This window comes from Trinickia caryophylli (genome assembly GCF_034424545.1).
Classification (GTDB): Bacteria; Pseudomonadota; Gammaproteobacteria; order Burkholderiales; family Burkholderiaceae; genus Trinickia; species Trinickia caryophylli.
The window spans coordinates 2599077-2619147 of record NZ_CP139970.1 but is presented as its reverse complement, the minus strand read 5'-3'; the positions used below and the strand labels follow the sequence as shown (position 1 = coordinate 2619147).

At 66.3% G+C, this 20071-nt stretch carries 21 protein-coding genes; 4 read left to right on the top strand and 17 right to left on the bottom strand.

The genetic code is table 11. The features are described from left to right. Positions 1-7: 7 nt before the first annotated feature. The 5 genes from U0034_RS11765 to U0034_RS11745 all read right to left on the bottom strand — a co-directional run bounded on the left by U0034_RS11765 (position 8) and on the right by U0034_RS11745 (position 5766). Positions 8-1993: a sensor histidine kinase gene (locus U0034_RS11765; protein ID WP_085227787.1), complete on the bottom strand. Its 1986-nt coding sequence runs from the start codon at positions 1991-1993 to the stop codon at positions 8-10. Continuing rightward, positions 1990-3285: a dicarboxylate/amino acid:cation symporter gene (locus U0034_RS11760; RefSeq protein WP_085227786.1), complete on the bottom strand. Its 1296-nt coding sequence runs from the start codon at positions 3283-3285 to the stop codon at positions 1990-1992. The genes U0034_RS11765 and U0034_RS11760 overlap by 4 nt, the downstream gene beginning before the upstream one ends. Before the next feature lie 281 nt (positions 3286-3566). Beyond that, positions 3567-4574 carry a lipoyl synthase gene (lipA, locus tag U0034_RS11755; protein WP_085227785.1) on the bottom strand — a complete coding sequence of 336 codons (1008 nt, stop codon included), beginning with the start codon at positions 4572-4574 and terminating at the stop codon, positions 3567-3569. Beyond that, entirely contained in the window at positions 4571-5353 is a 783-nt protein-coding gene (gene lipB, locus U0034_RS11750) for a lipoyl(octanoyl) transferase LipB (RefSeq protein ID WP_085227784.1), read from the bottom strand. The genes lipA and lipB overlap by 4 nt, the downstream gene beginning before the upstream one ends. An 86-nt stretch (positions 5354-5439) precedes the next feature. Then, positions 5440-5766: a DUF2917 domain-containing protein gene (locus U0034_RS11745; RefSeq protein WP_085227783.1), complete on the bottom strand. Its 327-nt coding sequence runs from the start codon at positions 5764-5766 to the stop codon at positions 5440-5442. A gap of 101 nt (positions 5767-5867) precedes the next feature. Between U0034_RS11745 and U0034_RS11740 the strand changes: the two genes are divergently transcribed. Continuing rightward, entirely contained in the window at positions 5868-6803 is a 936-nt protein-coding gene (locus tag U0034_RS11740; RefSeq protein WP_085227782.1) for a transcriptional regulator GcvA, read from the top strand. 232 nt (positions 6804-7035) lie between these two features. On the opposite strand, the gene U0034_RS11735 is transcribed toward U0034_RS11740, so the two are convergent. The 8 genes from U0034_RS11735 to U0034_RS11700 form a co-directional block, all read right to left on the bottom strand. After that, on the bottom strand, positions 7036-7305 hold the full coding sequence (locus U0034_RS11735; RefSeq protein WP_085227781.1) for a DUF493 family protein: 270 nt from the start codon (positions 7303-7305) through the stop codon (positions 7036-7038). 29 nt (positions 7306-7334) lie between these two features. Further along, a complete protein-coding gene (locus U0034_RS11730) occupies positions 7335-8567 on the bottom strand; it encodes a D-alanyl-D-alanine carboxypeptidase family protein (RefSeq protein ID WP_085227780.1) in 1233 nt (410 codons plus the stop codon). Positions 8568-8835: 268 nt separating this feature from the next. Then, positions 8836-9462: an alpha/beta hydrolase gene (locus tag U0034_RS11725; protein WP_085227779.1), complete on the bottom strand. Its 627-nt coding sequence runs from the start codon at positions 9460-9462 to the stop codon at positions 8836-8838. Between the two features lie 15 nt (positions 9463-9477). Then, positions 9478-9801, bottom strand: a complete 324-nt coding sequence (locus U0034_RS11720; protein WP_085227778.1) for a (2Fe-2S) ferredoxin domain-containing protein — start codon at positions 9799-9801, stop codon at positions 9478-9480. 192 nt (positions 9802-9993) lie between these two features. After that, complete coding sequence (locus U0034_RS11715; protein WP_085227777.1) at positions 9994-10656, bottom strand: ABC-type transport auxiliary lipoprotein family protein; 663 nt, start codon at positions 10654-10656, stop codon at positions 9994-9996. Positions 10657-10688: 32 nt separating this feature from the next. Then, complete coding sequence (locus tag U0034_RS11710) at positions 10689-11654, bottom strand: MlaD family protein (RefSeq protein ID WP_085227776.1); 966 nt, start codon at positions 11652-11654, stop codon at positions 10689-10691. Positions 11655-11713: 59 nt separating this feature from the next. Next, positions 11714-12592 (bottom strand): ABC transporter ATP-binding protein, encoded by an 879-nt coding sequence (locus U0034_RS11705; RefSeq protein ID WP_085227775.1) that lies wholly within the window; start codon positions 12590-12592, stop codon positions 11714-11716. Further along, positions 12592-13794 (bottom strand): MlaE family ABC transporter permease, encoded by a 1203-nt coding sequence (locus tag U0034_RS11700; RefSeq protein WP_386092155.1) that lies wholly within the window; start codon positions 13792-13794, stop codon positions 12592-12594. Before U0034_RS11700 ends, U0034_RS11705 begins: the two co-directional genes overlap by 1 nt. A gap of 113 nt (positions 13795-13907) precedes the next feature. On the opposite strand from U0034_RS11700, the gene U0034_RS11695 reads away from it, so the two are divergent. From U0034_RS11695 to U0034_RS11685, 3 genes are read left to right on the top strand one after another with little or no spacing between them, the layout of a single operon-like run. Then, positions 13908-14840: a biotin--[acetyl-CoA-carboxylase] ligase gene (locus U0034_RS11695; RefSeq protein WP_085227773.1), complete on the top strand. Its 933-nt coding sequence runs from the start codon at positions 13908-13910 to the stop codon at positions 14838-14840. Further along, positions 14837-15655, top strand: coding sequence for a type III pantothenate kinase (locus tag U0034_RS11690; protein ID WP_085228096.1), 819 nt, complete (start codon positions 14837-14839; stop codon positions 15653-15655). Before U0034_RS11695 ends, U0034_RS11690 begins: the two co-directional genes overlap by 4 nt. A gap of 34 nt (positions 15656-15689) precedes the next feature. Then, entirely contained in the window at positions 15690-15929 is a 240-nt protein-coding gene (locus U0034_RS11685; RefSeq protein WP_085227772.1) for a hypothetical protein, read from the top strand. 120 nt (positions 15930-16049) lie between these two features. Here U0034_RS11685 and rfaE2 read toward each other — a convergent pair whose 3' ends face one another. The 4 genes from rfaE2 to U0034_RS11665 all read right to left on the bottom strand — a co-directional run bounded on the left by rfaE2 (position 16050) and on the right by U0034_RS11665 (position 20016). Beyond that, a complete protein-coding gene (gene rfaE2 / locus U0034_RS11680; RefSeq protein WP_085227771.1) occupies positions 16050-16535 on the bottom strand; it encodes a D-glycero-beta-D-manno-heptose 1-phosphate adenylyltransferase in 486 nt (161 codons plus the stop codon). 51 nt (positions 16536-16586) lie between these two features. Continuing rightward, a complete protein-coding gene (locus U0034_RS11675; protein ID WP_176072600.1) occupies positions 16587-17453 on the bottom strand; it encodes a ferritin family protein in 867 nt (288 codons plus the stop codon). Positions 17454-17849: 396 nt separating this feature from the next. Beyond that, on the bottom strand, positions 17850-19073 hold the full coding sequence (locus tag U0034_RS11670) for a patatin-like phospholipase family protein (protein ID WP_085227769.1): 1224 nt from the start codon (positions 19071-19073) through the stop codon (positions 17850-17852). A 115-nt stretch (positions 19074-19188) separates the two neighbouring features. Continuing rightward, positions 19189-20016 (bottom strand): PhaM family polyhydroxyalkanoate granule multifunctional regulatory protein, encoded by an 828-nt coding sequence (locus tag U0034_RS11665; protein ID WP_085227768.1) that lies wholly within the window; start codon positions 20014-20016, stop codon positions 19189-19191. Positions 20017-20071 lie beyond the last annotated feature (55 nt).

Below are 20071 nucleotides of genomic sequence, written 5' to 3'. Positions count from 1 at the left end.
GCCCCCGCTATTTCGATGGCACCTCGGATTGTGCACTCGGCGCGAGCGCGCGGCGCAGCTTCAGCACGAATGCCGCGCCGCCGCCCGGCTCGTTCGATGCGCTGAGCGCACCACCGCAATCGCGCGCGATCGACGAGGCGATCGCGAGCCCGAGGCCCAGCCCCTGCCCCATGCCTTTCGTCGTAAAAAAGGGCTCAAAAAGCCGTGGCAGGACGTCTTCCGGAATGCCGGGTCCATTGTCGCGCACAGTGACCGACAACGTGGCGTACGACGCATCGATATCGATGCCGATGCGCGGGCTTTCCACGCCGCTCACCGCATCGAGGGCATTGCCGATCAGATTGATGAGCGCCTGCTCGAGGCGCAGGTCGTCGCAGTAGGCCACGAGCCCTGGATGCTCGACCGAAACGTCGAGTGCTTCGCGGCCCGCGCCCGAAGCTGTCTCGGAATCGTGGATCGTGACCTCGAGCGCCACCGCCTGCAGCCGTTTTTGCAGCAGATTGAGCGCGTTGCAAACGGCTCGGGCAACCGGTGCTCTGGCAGTGCGCGGCTGGGCGCGCCCGACGAAGAGCTTGAGCTGATTCGTGATCTTGCCCATGCGCTCGGTCAGCGCCGAGATCGCTTCGAGGTTTTCGCGCGCGGCATTCTGATCGCCGCGTTCGAGCAGCACGCGCGTGTTGTCCGAAAACGCGCGCAGCGCCGCGAGCGGCTGATTGAGCTCGTGCGTGATGCCGGCCGCCATCTGACCGAGCGCCGCGAGTTTGCTCGTCTGAACGAGTTCGTCGTGCGCGGCGCGAAGCTCGCTTTCCGCCCTCGTACGCTCGCTCACCTCCGTTTGCAGGCGCGCGTTGGCCGCGGACAGATCGGCCGTACGCTCGGCAACGCGCTGATTGAGTTCCGCATAGGCGTTTTGCAGCATCGCCCGGCTGCGCATCATCTCGCGCAGCCGCGCCTGCCGCGTACGCCAATAGAACGCGAGCAGACACAGCGAGGCGAATCCGAAGCCCACCGCCGCCGTTGCATTACGCGCATCGGCAAACACGGGATCGATCGACGAGAGCGTGACCAAATGCCAGTCCGGCCCACTCAGTGTGCGCCGCGTGGCGAGATAGCGCGTGCCGGCGCGCGGGTCGCCCACGCGCACGATGCGCGCGCCGCCGTCGAGCGTTCGCAGCTCGACGATCGGCAACGGCACGATCGGGCGCCCCGCGTATTGACGTGTCTCGAAGATCGCGGTGCTGACCGAGGCGGGCACGGGCGCAATGGCGCGGTACTTCCACGCCGGCACGGACGAGAGGAAGATGACGCCGTGCTTGTCGGTCACGAGCAGCGGCTCGCCGCTGTCGGTGCCCGGGAACCATTCAAGATTGACTTTGACGACGGCCACGCCGACCATGCGCCCCTCGCGCCGCACCGGTTCCGAGATGAAGTAGCCCGGTACGTGAGAAACCGTGCCAATGCCGAAGAAACGGCCGACCCCGCCTTTCATCGCATCGATGAAATACGGACGGAACTGATAATTGGAGCCGACAAACGTATCCGGGCTTTCCCAGTTGCTGGCCGCGACGCACCAGCCATCGTTGCGAATCACGTAGGTGACCGTCGCATGGGCATGGCGGTTCGCATCTTCGAGATAGCGGTTGGCGCGTTCGCGCGAGCCGGCGCTCGATGTTTCGAGCGCTTCCTCGACGATCGGGTGGCTTGCGAGCAGATAGGACAGCGACTCGTAGCGGTCGAGCGTGTCGGTAAGCGCGCTTGCCGTGCGGTCGGCCCGCACGGCGGCTTGCTGTTGAAGATCCTCGATGCCGCGCTGCCAGGCGATGCGCCAGGTCAGCACGCACACTGCCGCGAGTGCCACGGCGAGCGCGAGGATGACGGTGAGGCGACGCTTCACGGCGGCGGGCTCGCAGCTATGACAATGGTCTATTGTGGCATAGCGCGCGCCGCCCGCCGGCGCGCCATCGGGCGGCTCGGAGCCGTCCGCGGTACTCAAGCTTCGGCAGCCTCGGTCAGCTCTGCGCTTTCGCCGCTCAGCGCGCGAGCGAGCTTGGCGCGATCGAGTTCCTTTTCCCAGGCCGACACGACGACTGCGGCCACGCCGTTGCCGACGATGTTCGTCAGCGCGCGGCACTCGCTCATGAAGCGGTCGATGCCGAGAATCAGCACCATGCCGGCCACGGGGATCGTCGGCACGACGGCGAGCGTCGCCGCGAGCGTGATGAAGCCTGCGCCCGTCACACCGCTCGCGCCCTTCGACGTGAGCATGGCCACGGCGAGCAGCGTGAGCTGCTGCGTGAGCGTGAGGTCGGTGTTGGTTGCCTGAGCGATGAAGAGCACGGCCATCGTCATGTAGATGTTCGTGCCGTCCAGGTTGAACGAGTAGCCGGTCGGCACGACGAGGCCGACAACCGAGCGCGAGCAGCCAAGTTTCTCGAGCTTGATCATCAGTTGCGGCAGCGCCGCTTCCGACGAACTCGTGCCGAGCACGATCAGCATCTCTTCCTTGATGTAGGCGACGAAGCGCACGACGCTGAAGCCGACCACGCGCGCGATCGTGCCGAGCACGACGAGCACGAAGATGATCGACGTCAGATAGAACGTGCCGACAAGCTTGAGCAGCGGCAGCAGCGAACCGATGCCGTACTTGCCGATCGTGAAGGCCATTGCGCCAAACGCGCCGATCGGGGCGAGCTTCGTCACGATGCGAACGATGCCGAACAGCACGTGCGACAGGCTTTCGATGAAGTTCGTAACGGGCTTGCCGCGATCGCCGAGCGTCGCGAGCACGGAGCCGAAGAGCAGCGCCACGAGCAGGATCTGCAGGATTTCGCCCTGCGCGAAAGCATCGACGATGTTTTTCGGGATGATGTGCAGCAGGAAATCGACGGTGGTCTGGCCGTGCGCGGCTTTTTCGGAGTACGAGGCCACGGCTTTCGCGTCGAGCTGCGCCACGTTGGCGCCGAAGCCGGCGCCCGGCTTCAGCAGGTGCGCAGCGCCGAGGCCGATCAGCAGCGCGAAAGTCGAAACGATTTCGAAGTAAAGCAGTGCCTTGCCGCCTACGCGGCCGACCTTCTTCATGTCCTCCATACCCGCGACGCCGGTCACCACTGTGCAGAAGATGATCGGGCCGATCACCATCTTGACGAGCGCGATGAACGCGTCGCCCAAGGGCTTCATGTCGATGGCGAGCTTGCTGGAAAAGTGGCCGAGCAGCACGCCAGCGATGATCGCCGCGATCACCTGAAAGTACAGGACTCGGTAAAAGGGTTTCTTGAGCGGGGGCATCCGGTGTCTCCTTGCTTGGATTAATGAGAAAGGCCGCGTGGGCCCTACTACTGCAAGGTCGATGCCAACTGCATAAATCAGCTTCCCCTTTGATTTAAAAGGGATTTAGCTAGTGGCGATGTCATCGGGATTCCGGAAATCCGGAATCCCGGCCTGGCCGCGTACGACTTTCCGGACCAAGCTGTCTACTTGCCGAGCACGTCGAGCACGTTCAGCGGGAGCGACCGCCGACGCCCCGCCCGCCTCGGCGATGGCCGAGCGGCTCCGGCGCTACAGGGGGTTCAGACGACGCCGGCGTTATGCGCCTGGAGATCTGCGTGGTAGCTCGAACGCACCATCGCGCCGACGGCCGCGTGCGTGAAGCCCGTCTTGTACGCTTCGGCCTCGTACATCTTGAAGACGTCCGGATGCACATACGCACGCACGGGCAGATGGTGCTCGGACGGCTGGAGGTACTGGCCGATCGTCAGCATGTCGACGTCGTGCGCGCGCAGATCCCGCATCACCTGCAGGATTTCCTCCTCGGTTTCGCCAAGGCCGACCATCAGGCCCGATTTCGTCGCCACCTCGGGGTGCAGCGCCTTGAAGTCCTTCAGCAGCTTCAGCGAATGCGCGTAATCGGAACCCGGGCGCGCTTCCTTGTAAAGGCGCGGTACGGTTTCGAGGTTATGGTTCATCACGTCGGGCGGCGCGCTCGTCAGAATCGACAGGGCCCGGTCGAGCCGGCCGCGGAAGTCCGGCGTGAGAATCTCGATGCGCGTTTCGGGCGACAGCTCGCGCACCTTGCGGATGCATTCGACGAAGTGGCCGGCCCCACCGTCGCGCAGATCGTCGCGGTCCACGCTGGTAATCACGACGTACTTGAGCTTGAGCGCCGCGATCGTGCGCGCCAGATTCAGCGGCTCTTCGGTATCGAGCGGGTCGGGACGGCCATGGCCGACGTCGCAAAACGGACAGCGGCGCGTGCACTTGTCGCCCATGATCATGAACGTGGCCGTGCCCTTGCCGAAGCACTCGCCGATGTTCGGGCAGCTCGCTTCCTCGCAGACCGTATGCAGATTGTGCTCACGCAGGATCTGCTTGATCTCGGTGAAGCGAGAGCTTCCCGTCGCCGCCCGGACCCGAATCCATTCGGGCTTTTTCAGCTTCTCGACGGGAACGATCTTGATCGGAATGCGCGCCGTCTTCGCCTGCGATTTCTGCTTGGCGGTGGGGTCGTAGGCAGCAGTTGCCGGCTCGCGCGCATCGGGGGCGGCGGAGCCGGTCGGTTGGGCGGTTACGTCAGTCATTCGGTAGGTCCAGTCGATGAGCGATGCGCGAGCGAGGCGTCGAGGTTGGCAATCAGGCGCTCGGCAAAAGTGGCCGCGACCTCGTTCCAGCCGGCGGCGACGCCCATCGTCGCCATGTCGACTGTCTCGAGCCCCGCGTAGCCGCACGGATTGATCGCGAGAAACGGGCGCAGATCCATGGCGACGTTCAGACTCACGCCGTGGTAGCTGCAGCCGTTGCGGATTTTGAGGCCGAGCGCGGCGATCTTGGCACCGGCGTGGCCGGCATCCGCCGGCCCCGGCGACACGTAGATGCCGGGCGCCCCGGCTTTACGCTCGCCGGGCAGATTATACGCCGCCAGTGTTTCGATCACGGCGTCCTCGATGAGCGTGACGAGTTGACGCACGAACAGGCCCCGCCGCCGAAGATTGACCAGCAAATAGGCGACGACCTGCCCCGGCCCGTGGTAGGTAATCTGCCCGCCACGGTCCACCCTCACCAGCGGAATGGCGGAATCGGCCGCCAGCAGATGCGCGGGGTCGCCCGCCTGGCCGAGCGTGAATACGGGTGGGTGTTCGACGAGCCAGATTTCGTCGGGCGTTTCGTCGGTGCGGGCATCCGTGAACGCGCGCATCGCGGCAAAGCTCGTTTCATAGGGCTCGCGGCCGCGCCAGACGACGGCGACCTTCCCGATTGCCGCCATATCGCACGGGCGGGGCTCGGTCAGCGCCGCCGATGCCTCGGCAGGCGATTCGAGCGAACGTGGGACGGGGATTTCGGAGGACGGCACAGCACACATGATGCTGCGCAGTTTACAGGAATCGGCTCCGGGCCGCCCATCGTGCCAGGTGGCGCGCGGTCCCCGCCTCTCGCCGCCAAGCCCGCTCAAACAGTGCGCCAACCCGCGCGCCAGCGACTGCCGAGCCGCTCGAGCACCGCCGCAACCCAGGCCGCAGCCGCAGCGGGGCGGCGCAGCGGCGCTACGAAGCGCACACGCGCCCGCTGCCGCCCTTCCGCGCTGAGCCAGAGCCGCTCGCCGCGGCGCAGCAGCAAGAACCGCCCGGGCGCCAGCCAGTAGTCCTCCACGTCGTTGCTGCGCGTGACCCAGACGGGACCGCCATCCACGACGAGCCGCGTGGCGTGGCTGATCATCATCGGCACCGTCTCGCCCGGCTCGATTTCGAACGTGACGCTTGAAGAAATCTCTCTCATGACCGTCCCCTGAAAATTCGTTTGGATGGCTACAATCGTAGGTACTGCAAGTCGCGCCGTAAAACGATCGATTCTCACAGTCATGTGAGGAAAATTCACAGATGAACCTTCGAGACCTGCCCCCGCTGAATGCGCTGCGCGCATTCGAGGCCGCGGCGCGCAATGAAAGCTTTTCGCGCGCGGCGGACGAGCTTTTCGTCACGCACGGCGCAGTCAGCCACCAGATCCGCGCGCTCGAGGCAGACCTCGGCGCAACGCTTTTCGTACGCGAGGGCAAGCGTGTGCGGCTCACCGAAACCGGTGAGCGCTATGCGAAGGCGGTGAGGGCGGCGCTGATGGCGCTTGCCGATGCGACGCACGACGTACGCTCGGCCGACCGCGAGCGTCGGCTCGTGGTCTCGTCGGCGGCCTCGTTCACCGCGCGCTGGATCACGCCGCGCATCGGCAGCTTCATCGAGCGCAATCCGCAAATCGATCTCGAACTGCAGTCGAAGAACTCGCTGACCGACTTCACGCGGGAGGATGTGGACGTCGCGATCCGCTACGGGCACGGTGTCTATCCCGATCTGCACGTGGAGCCGCTGCTCGACGAAATTTTCTTTCCCGTCTGCTCACCGACGTTCGCGGGTGGCGCACTCCCGCAAACGCCACGCGACCTCGCCCATGTGCGGCTGCTGCGCACGGACGACGAACTCTGGCGCCCGTGGTTCGATGTGGCGGGTCTCAAAGGGATGAACGAGCCGAAGGGTGGCGTGCTCTACCACGATTCGTCGAATCTGCTGCAGGCGGCCATAGAAGGACAGGGCGTGGCGCTCACGAGGCGTTCCATCGCTACGCACGAGCTCGCCGCCGGACGGCTCGTGCGCCTGTTCGGCATCGATGCCTCCAGCACGTCGGCGTACTACTTCGTCTGTCCACCGTCGCTCGTCGACGCACCGCGCGTGCAGGCTTTTCGCAATTGGATCTTCGAAGAGGTGGAGCGCTTTCGCACGCTCTACGGCCAGATTTGCGTGAACGCCACGCATGCCGCGGCTTGAGGGCGCTCCAGCGATCGCGCGGCGTGGGCGGATCGAAAGAACGGAAAAAAGCGGAAACAACCGAAGAGGCGGAAGAAGCGGGGAAGAAGCGGGGAAGAAGCTGACGATGCTCGAGCCGCTGAAGGGCCCGAGCGTCAATGGGGCCCCATCGACCCCGTACTGCAGGCATGGCGCGCCGGGTGCGACCGACCGTGCGGCAAAGCCGCACGGAAGAACGAAGCCCGCCTGGGACTCAGAGCACCACCGATACCATCGGGTGGCCGGTGAGCGCGCGGTAAATGTCGTCGAGCTGCTCGCGGCTGACCGCGCGCACCGTTACCGTGAGGCCGACGTAGTTGCCGCCGCCCGATTGTCGCGTCTCGACGCGCGAGGCGTCGAACGTGGCATCGAACTGGCGGACAACGGTCACAATCGTCTCGTGGAAATCGGGGTGCGACTTGCCCATCACCTTGATGGGGAAGTCACACGGAAACTCGAACAGCGATTCGTTGACCGGACTCATTTGCTCCACTCCCATCCGCTACTTTACGGTCACTTCTTGCTGAACATCAGCATCAACGAGTCCCAGACGCGGCCCGCGATGCCCGCCTGCGGTACGGCTTGCAGCGCGACCACAGGGAATTGCGTAAGCGTCTTGCCATCCGCGACGATCTGGACGCTGCCGAGCGGCTGACCGTCGGCAATCGGCGCGACCACGGGCGTATTGACGACGACCTGCTGCTTGATCTTGTCGCTCATACCGCGCGGTACGGTGATGTACTGATCGCTCTTCACGCCCACCGGCACGCTGTCGAGCGCACCTTTGTAGACACGCGGCGTCTGCACGGTCTGATTCGCCTTCACGAGGCGCACCGTATCGTAGGCGCTGTAGCCGTAGTTCAGCATTTTCATGCTGTCCTGCACGCGCTCATGCTCCTTTTGCTCGCCCATGATTACGCTCACGAGCCGGCGCGACGCCCCGGACACGCCTTGCAGCGGGCGCTTGGCCGAAGCGATCAGGCAGTAGCCGGCCGCCTGTGTATGCCCGGTTTTCAAACCGTCGACGGTAGGGTCGAGCCAAAGCAGACGATTGCGGTTCGGTTGCTTGATCTTGTTATAGGTGAATTCCTTCACCGCGAAGATGCTGTAGTAATCGGGGTAGTCGCGAATCAGGTGCGTGGACAACGTGGCCAGATCGGCCGCCGTCGTGTAGTGCTGCGGGTCGGGCATGCCGTTCACGTCGGCATAGTGCGTGTTCTTCATCCCCAGCTTTTGCGCTTCGGCGTTCATCATTTCGACGAAGTGCGACTCCGAGCCGCCGACGAGTTCGGCCAGCGCGATGGCCGCGTCGTTGCCCGACTGCACGATCATGCCGTAGACGAGATCGTGCACCGTCACGGGCTTGTCGGCCTCGATGAACATGCGCGATTCGTCGTTGCGCACGCGGCGCACGGCTGCGCTCGGGGTCACGACCTGATCCATCGAGATCTTCTTCGTATGCAGGGCCTCGAATACGAGGTAGGCCGTCATCAGCTTCGTGAGCGACGCGGGCTCGACCCGTTCGTCCGCATTGCCGGAGGCCAGCACCTGGTTCGCCGTCGCATCGACGAGCACCCATGAGCGCGCCGTCACGGCCGGAGGCGGCACCTGTGCCGATGCGACGGACGCATAGCTCGCGGCCGCCAACGTGGCGGCCGTGGCCAGTGCGAGCGGCACGGCGCGAGCGATCGACGGACTGATGAAAGACGAAACAACGGGCGGCATGCCGGAACGAGAGAAGCGCATAGGACGAATTCGTGCGAGTGCGAGAGAGGTCAGCTTTGCTTGCGCGTGGACGCGCAACGGGAAAGCGCCGCAGCCACGCGGCGTGCGTTGGACTGGCGGCAACTCATTCGGTTCGCGGGCACTGGCGGCAACGGTTCGAAGACACGCACCACCGCCCGCGCAAAAAAATTGCGTCCATTATACGCGGCGCGTCACGTCGGATAGGCGATTCGTGCCCACCCGCGTGCGCAAAAGCGATCGGCGCCGGCCATGAAGGGCCACGCGCGCCCTATCGCCAGGCGTCGACGACGATGCGCTTGAGAATGTGCAGCTTGCGATGCAGAAAGTGCTCGGCGCCGGGAACGACCACGACGGGCAGCTCTTGCGGGCGTGCCCAGTCGAACGCCGCGATGAGCGGTACGGTCTCGTCCTGCTCGCCGTGGATGACGAGCGTGTTTTCGGGCACGGGCGCGACGTCCCAGCGGCTCGCCGCGGTGCCGACGAACACCATACGCTCGATCGCCTCCCCGGCCTCGCGCAGCCGCGCGGCCACGTGCGAAAGCACCACGGTGCCGAACGAAAAGCCCGCCAGAACGAGCGGCAGCGACGCTTGCCCGGGCTCGGCGCGCATATGCGCGAGGACGGCCATCAGGTCTTCGCGCTCGCCGATGCCGTTGTCGTGCTCGCCCTCGGTCTGTCCTACGCCCCGGAAATTCGAGCGATAGGTGATGTAGCCCAGTTGCACGAGCGTGCGCGCGAGGGTGACAGCCACCTTGTTGTCCATCGTGCCGCCAAAAAGCGGATGCGGGTGTGCGACCAGGGCCAGCCCGCGCGCCGGCCTATCCGGTGTATCGAGGGCGACTTCGATCCTGCCTGCCGGGCCGTCGATCAGAAATTTCTTCGTTTGAGCGTTCATGCGCGCGTTATCCGGCTAGCGGTCGATCTTGAGCCGCTCGACGACCTTGCCGTCCCTCAGATGCGACTCCACGATTTCGTCGATGTCGGATTCGTCGATGTACGTGTACCAGGTGCCCTCGGGGTAGACGACGACGGTCGGCCCCTGCTCGCAGCGGTCGAGACAGCCGGCCTTGTTGATGCGCACGTTGCCGGGGCCCGCGAGCCCCAGCGCCTTGACGCGCCGTTTCGCGTACTCCTGCATCGCTTCGGCATTGCAGTTGCCGCAGCTCGGACGATCGGCGTCGGGTGCGCGCTGGTTGAGGCAGAAAAAAACGTGGTATTTGAAGAAGGAATCCATGATCGCGTGCAATGAAGGAACCGTCGGGCGACGCATGCCCGAAGACGCGCCCCGCCCGGCCACGGGCGCGCAGTGCCCCGCCAGATCAGCCCGGCCGATTATAGCGAGCGGCGCCAATACCCGCTCGCGAGCCTCTTCACGCCGCTCCCACTTCCGCTCACCTCGAATGAGCCGGCCGGCGCGGGGCCCGCATCACTGAGCGGCAACGAACGTCTGCATGCGCAGCCAGGCCACGAGCTGCGCGATGAACTGATCGCTTGCCGCCGCGAGCGCCCCGACGCCGCCGGCCGCGCTTTGCGCCGCAGCCGGGGCGCGTGCGACGAACGTATGCTGAGCGAGCACCCGTCCCTCTCGCGTGAGCGTCGCGCGAGCGGTGAGCGCCCCATGGCTCTCGTCCTGCCCGTCGAAAACCTGCTCGAACTGCTCGAGATCGACGGTCAAGAGCGGCGCCGCGACGGCCTCCCCGCCCGAGAGCACGGCGCCGCGCGCCGCGAGCGCCGCCCGCAGCCGCTGCGAGAGCAACGCCGCGGGCGCCATCGTCCAGTGACTGTGCGCGTAGGTCGAGGCACGATGCGGATCGACGTAGCTCAGCCGGTAAAGAATCGCATTGCTGTCGAGCGCGTGCATGGCACGAACGTCGAAGAGGCGCACCGGCGGCAGCGGTGCGGCGCTCGCCGGCGCGGCGGGCGCGGGGCCGAGATCGTAGCGTACGTCGGAGACGGCGGCGGGCGGCGCGAGCGAGCAGCCGGCGAGCACCGAGGCGGCCGCGATCGCAAGCAGGGCCGACGCGCGCGGAGCCATCGCCCCGGCCAGATGCCGGCCCGAAGAGAGAAGACGGTCGATGAAGCCTGACATGGGACACATTTCCTTCAAGAAAGCACGTGACTTCAATGGGCGGCGGCGGCCGTACCCGGCCACACGAAGCCCGCTTCGCCCGGGCCGGGCGCGGGCGGCCGCACGCCGAAGAGCACGCTGCTCGGGCTCGAGCTGAACACGCCGGCGGCACGATCGATCGAGCGGGCCGCCCCGCCCACGTCGCCCGCGAGCGTGACCACCCGCGGCAGCATGTCGTACTCGATGCGTGCCGACATCGCCTCGATCGACGTGTCCATCCGCCCGACCGCGGCGCCGGCACGGTCCGCCGCACCGCCGATCTTGTCGAGATTCGTATAGAGCGGACCGCTGCGCGAATTCAGCGCCGTCATGAGCGCGTCGGTCGACGCGAGCGTGCGATGCAGTTGCTCGACTGTCGACGGCAGCGCCTTCGCGGCGGGCCCTGCATCCCGAGCAAGCGCCGTGACCGCATCGGCCGTGCGCTGCAGGCTTTCGGCCGTCGCCATGAGCTGCGCGCTCATTTCCGGCGAGAGCATGGCATTGGCCCGCGCGGCCACGCTCTGCAGTTCGTTGAGCAGCGCGCCGCCGCGCTGCTGCAATTGATCGAGCAGCCCGGGGCGCATCTCCAACTGCGCGACGTGCTTCGACGAGGAAGGCACTGGAGTGGGATCGGTGCCGTCGTCGTCGAGCTGCACGAAAGCGAGGCCCGTTACGCCTTGCAGCGCGAGACTGCCGAAGGTCGAATGCGTAATCGGTGCGCTCTTGTCGACGAGAATGCGAATCACGATCTGCCCCGGATGCTGCGGATCGAAGCGGATCGACTGCACCTTGCCGACGTTGAGCCCCCGATAGCGCACGGCCGCGTCCGTCGTGAGCCCCGTCACGCTCGTGCGCGAAATGAGGTCGTATGGCACGCGCACGGCGCGATCGAGGTTGAACCACAGGACGGCGAGCGCGATAGCGAGCGTCAGCCCTATCGCGAAAATGCCGGCCCAGAACGCATGTGACTTGTTTTCCATTGCCCGTTTCCTTGACGCATCGCGCCGTTACCGCCGAACAGGTACCGCGTGACGCATCGTCATAGCGGCACCTGGGCCGACGCCGCCTCGAGCGCGGCGGCCGGAAGCTTCGCTCGCCGCTCCGGTGGCAGCGCCTGCAGCGCGCGCCGGCCGCGCCGGCCCAGAAAAAATTCACGAATGAACGGGTGATCGACGCCGGCCGCCTCTTCGACAGGAGCCGCCACGAGCACCTTGCGTTCCGCGATGACGGCCACGCGCGTCGAGAGCGCCGTCATCGTATCGAGATCGTGCGTGATCATGACGACCGTCAGCCCGAGCGCCCGATGCAGCGTGGCGATCAGCTCGACGAACTCCTCGGATGCCTGGGGATCCAGGCCCGCGGTGGGCTCGTCGAGAAAGAGCAGCTCGGGCTCGAGCGCGAGTGCGCGCGCAATGCCGACCCGCTTGACCATCCCGCCCGAAAGCGCCGCTGGCATTTTGGACGCGTGCTTGCAGGGTAGCCCCACCATTTCCAGTTTGAGCATGACGAAGTCGTGCAGAAGCGAGGGCGGCACGCGCCCGAGTTCGCGCAACGGCTGCGCCACGTTGTCGAACACGGACAGCGACGAAAAGAGCGCGCCGTGCTGGAACAGCATGCCGACGCGGCTGCGCATGAGCCGCGCCGCTTGCGCGTCGATCGTCGCGAGGTTTTCTCCGAAGAGCGTGATCGTGCCCGCGCTCGGTGCTTCGAGCCCGAGGATCTGACGCACGAGCGTGGTCTTGCCCGAGCCCGAGCCGCCGACGATCGAGATGATCTCGCCGCGCCGGATGTTCAGGTTCAGGTGCTCGTGCACGATATTGCTGCCGTAGCGCTTCGTGAGATCGTGCACCTCGATCACGTTCTCGGCGATCGCCGGTGGCGGGCGATCGCGCACGGCGGCGGTAAGCGGCGCGGTCATCAGAGCCCCACGCTCTGAAAGATGATGGCGAATACCGCATCGGCGAGGATCACCACGGTAATCGACGAGACGACCGACGATGTCGTACCCGTACCGAGACTTTGCGAGTTCGGCTTGACCCGAAACCCGAAATGGCAGGCAACGAGCGCGATCAGCATGCCGAACGCGACCCCCTTGCCGAGCCCGATGTAGAGGTTCGCGATCGGCACGACGTGCGGCAGTGCCCGTGCAAAGTAATTCATGTCGATACCCAGCGCGAATTGCGCCGCGAGTGCGCCTCCCGTCAGCGCGACGATGTTCGTCCACATGACGAGCAAGGGCATGGCCACGGCAAGCGCGACGACGCGCGGCAGGATGATGCGCAGCCCGTGCGGGATGCCCATCACGCTCATCGCGTCGAGCTCTTCGGTCACGCGCATGACGCCGATCTGCGCGGTGATGGCCGAGCCGGAGCGGCCCGCCACGAGAATGGCGGAAAGCACGGGCCCGAGCTCGCGGATCACCGACAACCCGAGGATGTTGACGATGTATTGATTGGCGCCGAAAAGCCGCAACTGCTGCGCGGACAGGTAGCTGAGCACGATGCCGATCAGAAACGCGACGAGCGCGGTAATCGGCAGCGCCTGCGTGCCGGCGTGATAGACATTGGCGGAAATTTCGGTCCAGGGCGCGCTCGCGGGCCGGCGCAACACCGAGAGCGCATCGAGCACGACGCGGCCGAACATCGCGATGCCGCCATAAACGTGGTCGGCAAACGCGAAGATCGCCTCGCCGAGCGCCGTGATCGGATCCACGCGCACGACCGGCTCCGGCTCCTCGCGCTGCGTCTCGAGCAACGCAATGCGCGTGAAGATCTCGTGCTGTGTCTCCGTCAGCGTGACGTGTTCGGGCATGGCTCTGCCCCAGACGCTCCAGAGCGCCTGCGCGCCAACGTGGTCCATGCGGACCACGCCTGACAAATCCCAGTGCGCCGAGGTGTTGCCGCGCAACGCGACGAGCCGCTTCGTCGCACCGGCGCGCGCGCGATCGCGCGCAAGCGCGAGCGCCGTCCACTGGCCCGACAGCGTGATGCGCTGCCCGGCACTGCCGGTCGAGAGCTGCAAGCCGGGCGGAGTGTCGAAGTCCAAGGGCAAACGGTCCTGTCGCTGAAATAAAATGCCCCACGCTCGCAAAGCTCGCCCTCGCAAGGGGGCTCGGTACACTTGGGGCGGCCCGGTATGTACTGAGAGGCCATTGTATCCAGCCCGCACGCGGATCGCAGTAGCATTGGGGAAGCGGCGCCTCGTCGCGGGCGAGGACCACTACAATACGCGTCATGACTGACCCTACCCCTCTCGATTCGCCGCACACGCAGGCCAGCAACTGGGAAATCGATCGCGCACGCGCGCTCGGGCATGTCCAGCCGCCCCTGGCCGCCGATGCGCTGGATATCGCCGCGCAAACCGGTTCGACCAACACCGACCTCATGCAGCGCCTCAAATCGCTGCCCCGCGACCAAGCCGTGCCGGGTTTTTTCGCCGTGCGCGCCGCCTACCGGCAAACGGCCGGCCGCGGCCGCCAGGGGCGGCGTTGGCATGCCACGCCGGGGCACGCACTGATGTTCTCCGTGGCGACGATCGTGCCGCGGCCGCTCGCGGGCCTTGCGGGGCTCAGCCTCGCGGCCGGCACGGTCCTCGCCGAGGCGCTGCGGCAACTGCCTGGGCTCGACGCGCGGCAAGCGAGTCGCATAGGGCTCAAATGGCCGAATGACGTATTGCTCGACGAAGGCAAACTCGCCGGCATCCTCGTCGAGACGGCATGGAGCACGCCGGTGGCCACCGCTACCGTGATCGGCATCGGCATCAACGTGCGGCCCGACGAGGCGCTCGCAGCCGAGCTGGCCGCCGCAAGCACCGATGCGCCCGAGCAGGCACCGCCGAAGACGGCAGCCGCACTCTCGCAGTTGTTGCCCGACGCCAATCTCACGGACACGCTGGCGGCCGTACTGCCCGCGTTGCGCGCCATGCTCGACCGCTTTGGCGCGGAGGGCTTCGCGCCGTTCGCGCAGCGCTGGGCAGCGCTGCATGCCTATGCCGGCCGCGAAGTCGCGCTCATCGAGCAAGGCCGGGTGGTGGCACACGGCATAGCGCTCGGCGTCGATGCGATGGGACAATTGCTGCTCGATACCGGACGAGGCGTGGAAGTCATCGCCACAGGCGACGTTTCGCTGCGGCTGGCGTCAGCGCCGTGCGCACCCTCGTCGCCATGAAGGCCGCACCGTTTCTGCTCGTCGATGCGGGCAACAGCCGAATCAAGTGGGCACTCGTGGACGCCGCCGGCACCACCCTTGCCTCGGGCTCGTTCGCCCACGCCGGCGACGACCAGGACGGCAGTCTCGATGCCGAACCCGATTGGGCGGGGCTGGCTGTCCGGCCCGGCAGCGCCTGGGTCTCGAACGTCGCGGGCGCCGCGGTCGAAGCGCGGCTCGACGCGCTGATCGAACATGTCTGGCCCCGGTTGCCGCGCACGGCGGTGAGCGCGCGGCGCACGCAATGCGGCGTCACCAACTGCTATCCCGAGCCGGCCCGGCTCGGCAGCGATCGATGGTCCGCGCTCATCGGCGCGCGCGCCGCGTTTGCGCGAGAGAACGTGCTCATTGCGACGTTCGGCACCGCGACGACGCTCGAAGCGCTGCGGGCCGACGGCGTTTTCACGGGCGGGCTGATCGCGCCGGGGTGGTCGCTGATGATGCGCTCGCTCGGCGAGCACACGGCGCAATTGCCGACGCTCGCGACCGATTCCGCGCGCGAGCTTGCGAGCGAGGTCTTCGTGCACCAGTGGTTTGCGACGGATACGCGGCATGCGATTTCGGCCGGTGCGCTGCTCGCCCAGACCGGGCTGGTGGAGCGCGCGTGGCACGAACTCAGCCGCAGTTGGAACGCGCCCGTGCGGCTCGTCATCGGTGGCGGCGCGGCACAGGAGGTGGCAAGCGCATTGACGGTACCTTATACGCGGCACGACTCGCTCGTGCTGGCCGGGCTCGCTGTGATCGCCGCGCAGGAGACGGCCCCGGCGGCGCAGTGAGACGCCCTTCTTTCACGAACGACGGAGAACACCGATGTTGCGCTGGCTGATCGTGATTCTATTTCTGGCCAATGCGGTGGCATTCGCGCTGGCAAGCGGCATGTTCGGTCCGTTGCCCGCATCGGGCCAGCGCGAACCGAATCACCTGAACCGCCAGGTCCACCCCGAATGGCTGAAAGCAAAACCGATCTCGGCGGCTGACGCGGGGGAACAGGCCATCGTGGGCAGGCCGGCGCCTACGCCCGACGTCGCGGCCTCGCCGCTTACGCAATAACCGGCCCTGCGGCAGGCCCGCAACCAGCACGTAACCGCCAGGCAACCGGCAGGCAAAGGCAATAAGGAAATAAGCAGGCGACCCGACAAGCCGCCGTGCCCGCGCGAGGTGCGCGGGCCGCTACGCGCCGTGGGCGCGGACTTTCTTCAAGAGCGCCGTGGTCGAGCGTTCATGCTCGAAGGCGATCGCGAGCGCGCGGCCGCCCCAGCTACGCACGAGCGCGGATTCGGGCAGCGCGTCCATGTCGTAATCGCCGCCTTTCACGAGGATGTCGGGGCGCAACGCCTCGATCAAGCCGATCGGCGTCTTTTCCTCGAACCGCACGACCCAATCGACGCTTTCCAGCGCGGCGAGCAGCGCCATGCGGTCTTCGTCGCGGTTGATCGGGCGATCGTCGCCCTTGCCGAGCATGCGCACGGAAGCGTCGCTGTTGACGCCGACGATGAGGCAGGCTCCCATCGCCCTGGCCTGCTCGAGATAGGTGACATGCCCGCGATGGAGGATGTCGAACACGCCGTTCGTGAAGACGACCGGCGCGGGCAGCGAAGCGCGACGCGCGGCGAGCGCGTCACGTGTGACGATCTTGCGTTCGAACGAAACAGACATGAACAGTCGTGATCGGTTGGGCTGGCGTGCCGGCGTACCGGCACGGCGGCGTCACGCAGGCTGGTGTTCGCCGGGACCTTGCTGCGCCTGCAAACGCGCCGCGATTTCCTTGCGGTAGCGATTGAGTTCCTGCGCCGTCGTGAATGTGCGCTCGAACAGCACAGAGAGGTTGTGCAGGATACGCTCGACGACCTTCTTCTCCCAGCCGTCGTCGAAGCGGATCTGCTCGTCGAGCCAGTGCTCGAGCCAGTCCGGGTCGGGCAGGCGCGACTGCACCGTGTCGCGCGGGAAGAGGTCGCGATTGACGTGGAGGTTGGTCGGGTGCAGCGGTTTTTCCGTGCGCCGGGCAGAGGCCATCAACACGCCGATCTTCGCAAAAGCGGCACGCGCGGCATCGCCGCAGTTGACCATCGCCTTCTTCATGTAGCGCAGGTAGGCGCCGCCATGGCGGGCTTCGTCGCGCGAGATCGTTTCGTAGATGTGCTTGATCACGGGCTCGGTATGCCATTCCGCGGCGCGGCGATACCAGTGATTGAGGCGGATTTCGCCGCAAAAGTGCAGCATCAGCGTTTCGAGCGGCGGCGCGGGATCGAACTGGAAGCGCACGGCGTGCAGTTCTTCCTCCGTGGGCACGAGTTCAGGCTTGAAGCGACGCAGGTACTCCATGAGCACGAGCGAGTGCTTCTGCTCCTCGAAGAACCAGACGCTCATGAATGCCGAGAAATCGCTGTCGTGGTGGTTGTCGCGCAGGAACATCTCCGTCGCGGGCAGTGCGGCCCACTCGGTGATCGCGTTCATCTTGATCGTCGTCGCCTGCTCGTGCGTGAGCAGCGAGGCGTCGAACTTGTCCCAGGGGATGTCCTTTTCCATATCCCAGCGGACCGATTCAAGCGACCTGTAAAGTTCCGGATAAAGCATGGTGTTCATCTTCCCACCCCTCGTCTGCCCATTGCGACTGGTATTCGTGTGTCTTCAACTATTGCTGCGAATGCACCAATAGGCGCACCGAAGCAGGGAAATTTGCGATTTTACGCGGTAATTGCCGCGGCGCGATGCCCGGGCCCATGGATCTGGCCGAGCCGTCCGCCCACCCGAGCGGCACGATCGTCGCCGGCCGATGTCGGTTGCGATGGCATTCGGGAAAACCTCGCCCGAGCACCGAACCTCTCTTTCGTGTTCCGGCGGACGGCGGCGCAACGGACTGCCGCGATCATGGTTTTTGTGTTCGCCCACAGATCGGAAGCTTTCGAATGATAGCATGCGAACCTTGACACAAAAACGACGAAAGCAGACCGAAAGATTCGTCTCTCGTCTTCAGCGCGCAGCCCGCGCACCCGGCGCCTCCGCATGCGTCGGCACACGGTCGCCGCCGCTCATGCCCGAGCGGGACCCGAGCGCGATCCAGTGCGACAACCTGTCGCGATGCGTCATGGCGTCGCGGTATCCGAGGTCGATCAGCTCGCGCGCGAACTCCGCCTCGAAGAGCAGATAGCTCGCAAACGAGGCGCCCGCGGCCCGGTTGCCGCCCACCGCCCCAAGAAGCCCGCGCACCGTGAGGGGCAGGCGTTTGAGATGCCGCGCGGCCAGCACCTCGATGCGCTCGGAGGGCGCGACGGGCAGCACGTCCACATGGCGCCAGCCGCTCTCGGGCTCCACCTGCTGCGGCAAATGGTGAATCATCCCGTTGATGTGCTCGATGCGCTCGATATCGGCGCCGATGGCATCGAGAAACACGCTCGCGAGCACCTGCTGGCCGATCTGGGCGAGCGACGGATAGCTGCTGACCGTGTGCGCCGCCACCGGAATCTCCGGCCGCGGCGCGGCCGCGCCCAGCACGACGATACGTTCGGCGCCGAAATGGATGGCCGGACTCAGCGGGGCAATCTGCCGGATCGAGCCGTCGCCGAAGTACTCGGTCTGCCCGTCGAGTTCGAGCGGCACAGCCGGAAAAAGAAGCGGTATCGCCGACGATGCCAGCAGATGCGCGGGCGTGAGCCTCACCATGCGCGCCGTGCGCTGTGCACGCCGCCACGGCTTGATCGGCTCGGCCGCCTGATAGAACGTCAAATGCCGGCCGCTCGAATAACTGAGCGCGGAGATCGACAGCGCATGCAGCGCGCGCGTGTCGAGGACGTCGCCGATTCGCCCGAAGTCGAGCCCGGTTTCGAGCAGATCGCCAAGCGGGCTGTTGTCGAAGAGCGCCCGCGGCGAGCTGCGCACGGCCCAGCCGAACGACATCGCCGCCAGCCAGCGCGCACCGGCGGCAGCCACGCCGCGCCAGTCGGTGCGATAAACCTGACGGGCTTCGATGTTCGACCAGAAATCGACCAGCAGATCGGCGCCGTGCGCAAAATCGTCGGCATGGCTTGCGATCGACGTCGCATTGATCGCACCGGCCGACGTGCCGCAAATGATCGTGAACGGCGACGCGCGCCGGCCCGGCTCGACTTCGCGGGCCAACTCCGCGAGTGCCTTCAACGCCCCCGCCTGATAGGCGGCCCGTGCGCCGCCGCCCATGAAAATCAGCGCCAGTCTCACCTCTACCCGCCCCGCTGCGCTCGCCTCGGCCGTGCGGCCGACGCGGTTTCGCCGTTCGTCTTCGTTTCCGTCTTCGCCACTTCTTTCACCGCTTCTTTCGCCACTTCTTTCGCCGTTACTTGTCGGTGGCTCCGCCCGATTTGCCCGTCTTGCGGGCCGAAGCCGCCTTCTTGTGGGCCGGCCGAGCCTTCGCGGCGGCCGGGCCCGAACTGCCGCCGGCCTTGCCGCGGGCGCCGCCGCCATTGTCATTGCCGGCGCGCCCGGCCTTCGCCGCGCCGCCGCCGTCGGTTTGGGAGCCCGCAACATCCGGGCCCGGCTGGGTCATGGCAAACGCAGCCAGCTGATTGAACTGCGACTGCAGCAGATTCCACCAGGGCGAGGGGTCGAAGCCGGGCGGTGTCGAGGCCGATGCGGTGCCCTGTGCCTCCTGTGCCTCCGGATCGGCCTTCTCGCCTGCCGCCCCGGCCTTGCTGTCCGAGCCGCCCGAGGTGCCGGGCGCCTTCGTATCCGAGCCGGCCCACGCGCCGCCCCACGCACTCGACGTCGACGTCGACGACGATGACGACGCCTCGTCAGCCGGCGGCTGCGTCATCGATGCCTGCGCGAAGGCACCGAATGCCCGCAGCGTGGCGAGCGTCGCGCGCTGCACCTCGAGCGCCTGAATCGCCGACTGCAGCATGTTGAGATTCAGCTTGAGCCATTGCTCGACGGCCCGCATATCGGTGATGCGTTTGTCGAGTTCCTCCACGCTCATGAGCGGCGTCATCATGTCCGACATCGCGGAGAGCGGCGAGGGGAAGCCCTGAGCCGTGCCCGGCTGCATGCCCGGGAAGGCCGAGCCGAACGGCGTCAGGCGCATCATGTCCCACATCTTGTCGAGCATCTCGGCGGGCGGGAAGCCCGGAAAACCTGGGAACGGCTTGTCGCCGGCGGTTTCGGTCATTTGGCTCTAGCCTCCATCGTCCATCGGTTGTTCGGTGATTGATCCGGCACGCGCG

Coding starts and splice junctions, on each gene's coding strand:
- U0034_RS11760 (WP_085227786.1), bottom strand. CDS start 3,285: ATGCCCCCGCTCAAGAAACCCTTTTACCGAGTCCTGTACTTTCAGGTG.
- lipA (WP_085227785.1), bottom strand. CDS start 4,574: ATGACTGACGTAACCGCCCAACCGACCGGCTCCGCCGCCCCCGATGCG.
- lipB (WP_085227784.1), bottom strand. CDS start 5,353: ATGTGTGCTGTGCCGTCCTCCGAAATCCCCGTCCCACGTTCGCTCGAA.
- U0034_RS11745 (WP_085227783.1), bottom strand. CDS start 5,766: ATGAGAGAGATTTCTTCAAGCGTCACGTTCGAAATCGAGCCGGGCGAG.
- U0034_RS11740 (WP_085227782.1), top strand. CDS start 5,868: ATGAACCTTCGAGACCTGCCCCCGCTGAATGCGCTGCGCGCATTCGAG.
- U0034_RS11735 (WP_085227781.1), bottom strand. CDS start 7,305: ATGAGTCCGGTCAACGAATCGCTGTTCGAGTTTCCGTGTGACTTCCCC.
- U0034_RS11730 (WP_085227780.1), bottom strand. CDS start 8,567: ATGCGCTTCTCTCGTTCCGGCATGCCGCCCGTTGTTTCGTCTTTCATC.
- U0034_RS11725 (WP_085227779.1), bottom strand. CDS start 9,462: ATGAACGCTCAAACGAAGAAATTTCTGATCGACGGCCCGGCAGGCAGG.
- U0034_RS11720 (WP_085227778.1), bottom strand. CDS start 9,801: ATGGATTCCTTCTTCAAATACCACGTTTTTTTCTGCCTCAACCAGCGC.
- U0034_RS11715 (WP_085227777.1), bottom strand. CDS start 10,656: ATGTCAGGCTTCATCGACCGTCTTCTCTCTTCGGGCCGGCATCTGGCC.
- U0034_RS11710 (WP_085227776.1), bottom strand. CDS start 11,654: ATGGAAAACAAGTCACATGCGTTCTGGGCCGGCATTTTCGCGATAGGG.
- U0034_RS11705 (WP_085227775.1), bottom strand. CDS start 12,592: ATGACCGCGCCGCTTACCGCCGCCGTGCGCGATCGCCCGCCACCGGCG.
- U0034_RS11695 (WP_085227773.1), top strand. CDS start 13,908: ATGACTGACCCTACCCCTCTCGATTCGCCGCACACGCAGGCCAGCAAC.
- U0034_RS11690 (WP_085228096.1), top strand. CDS start 14,837: ATGAAGGCCGCACCGTTTCTGCTCGTCGATGCGGGCAACAGCCGAATC.
- U0034_RS11685 (WP_085227772.1), top strand. CDS start 15,690: ATGTTGCGCTGGCTGATCGTGATTCTATTTCTGGCCAATGCGGTGGCA.
- rfaE2 (WP_085227771.1), bottom strand. CDS start 16,535: ATGTCTGTTTCGTTCGAACGCAAGATCGTCACACGTGACGCGCTCGCC.
- U0034_RS11675 (WP_176072600.1), bottom strand. CDS start 17,453: ATGCTTTATCCGGAACTTTACAGGTCGCTTGAATCGGTCCGCTGGGAT.
- U0034_RS11665 (WP_085227768.1), bottom strand. CDS start 20,016: ATGACCGAAACCGCCGGCGACAAGCCGTTCCCAGGTTTTCCGGGCTTC.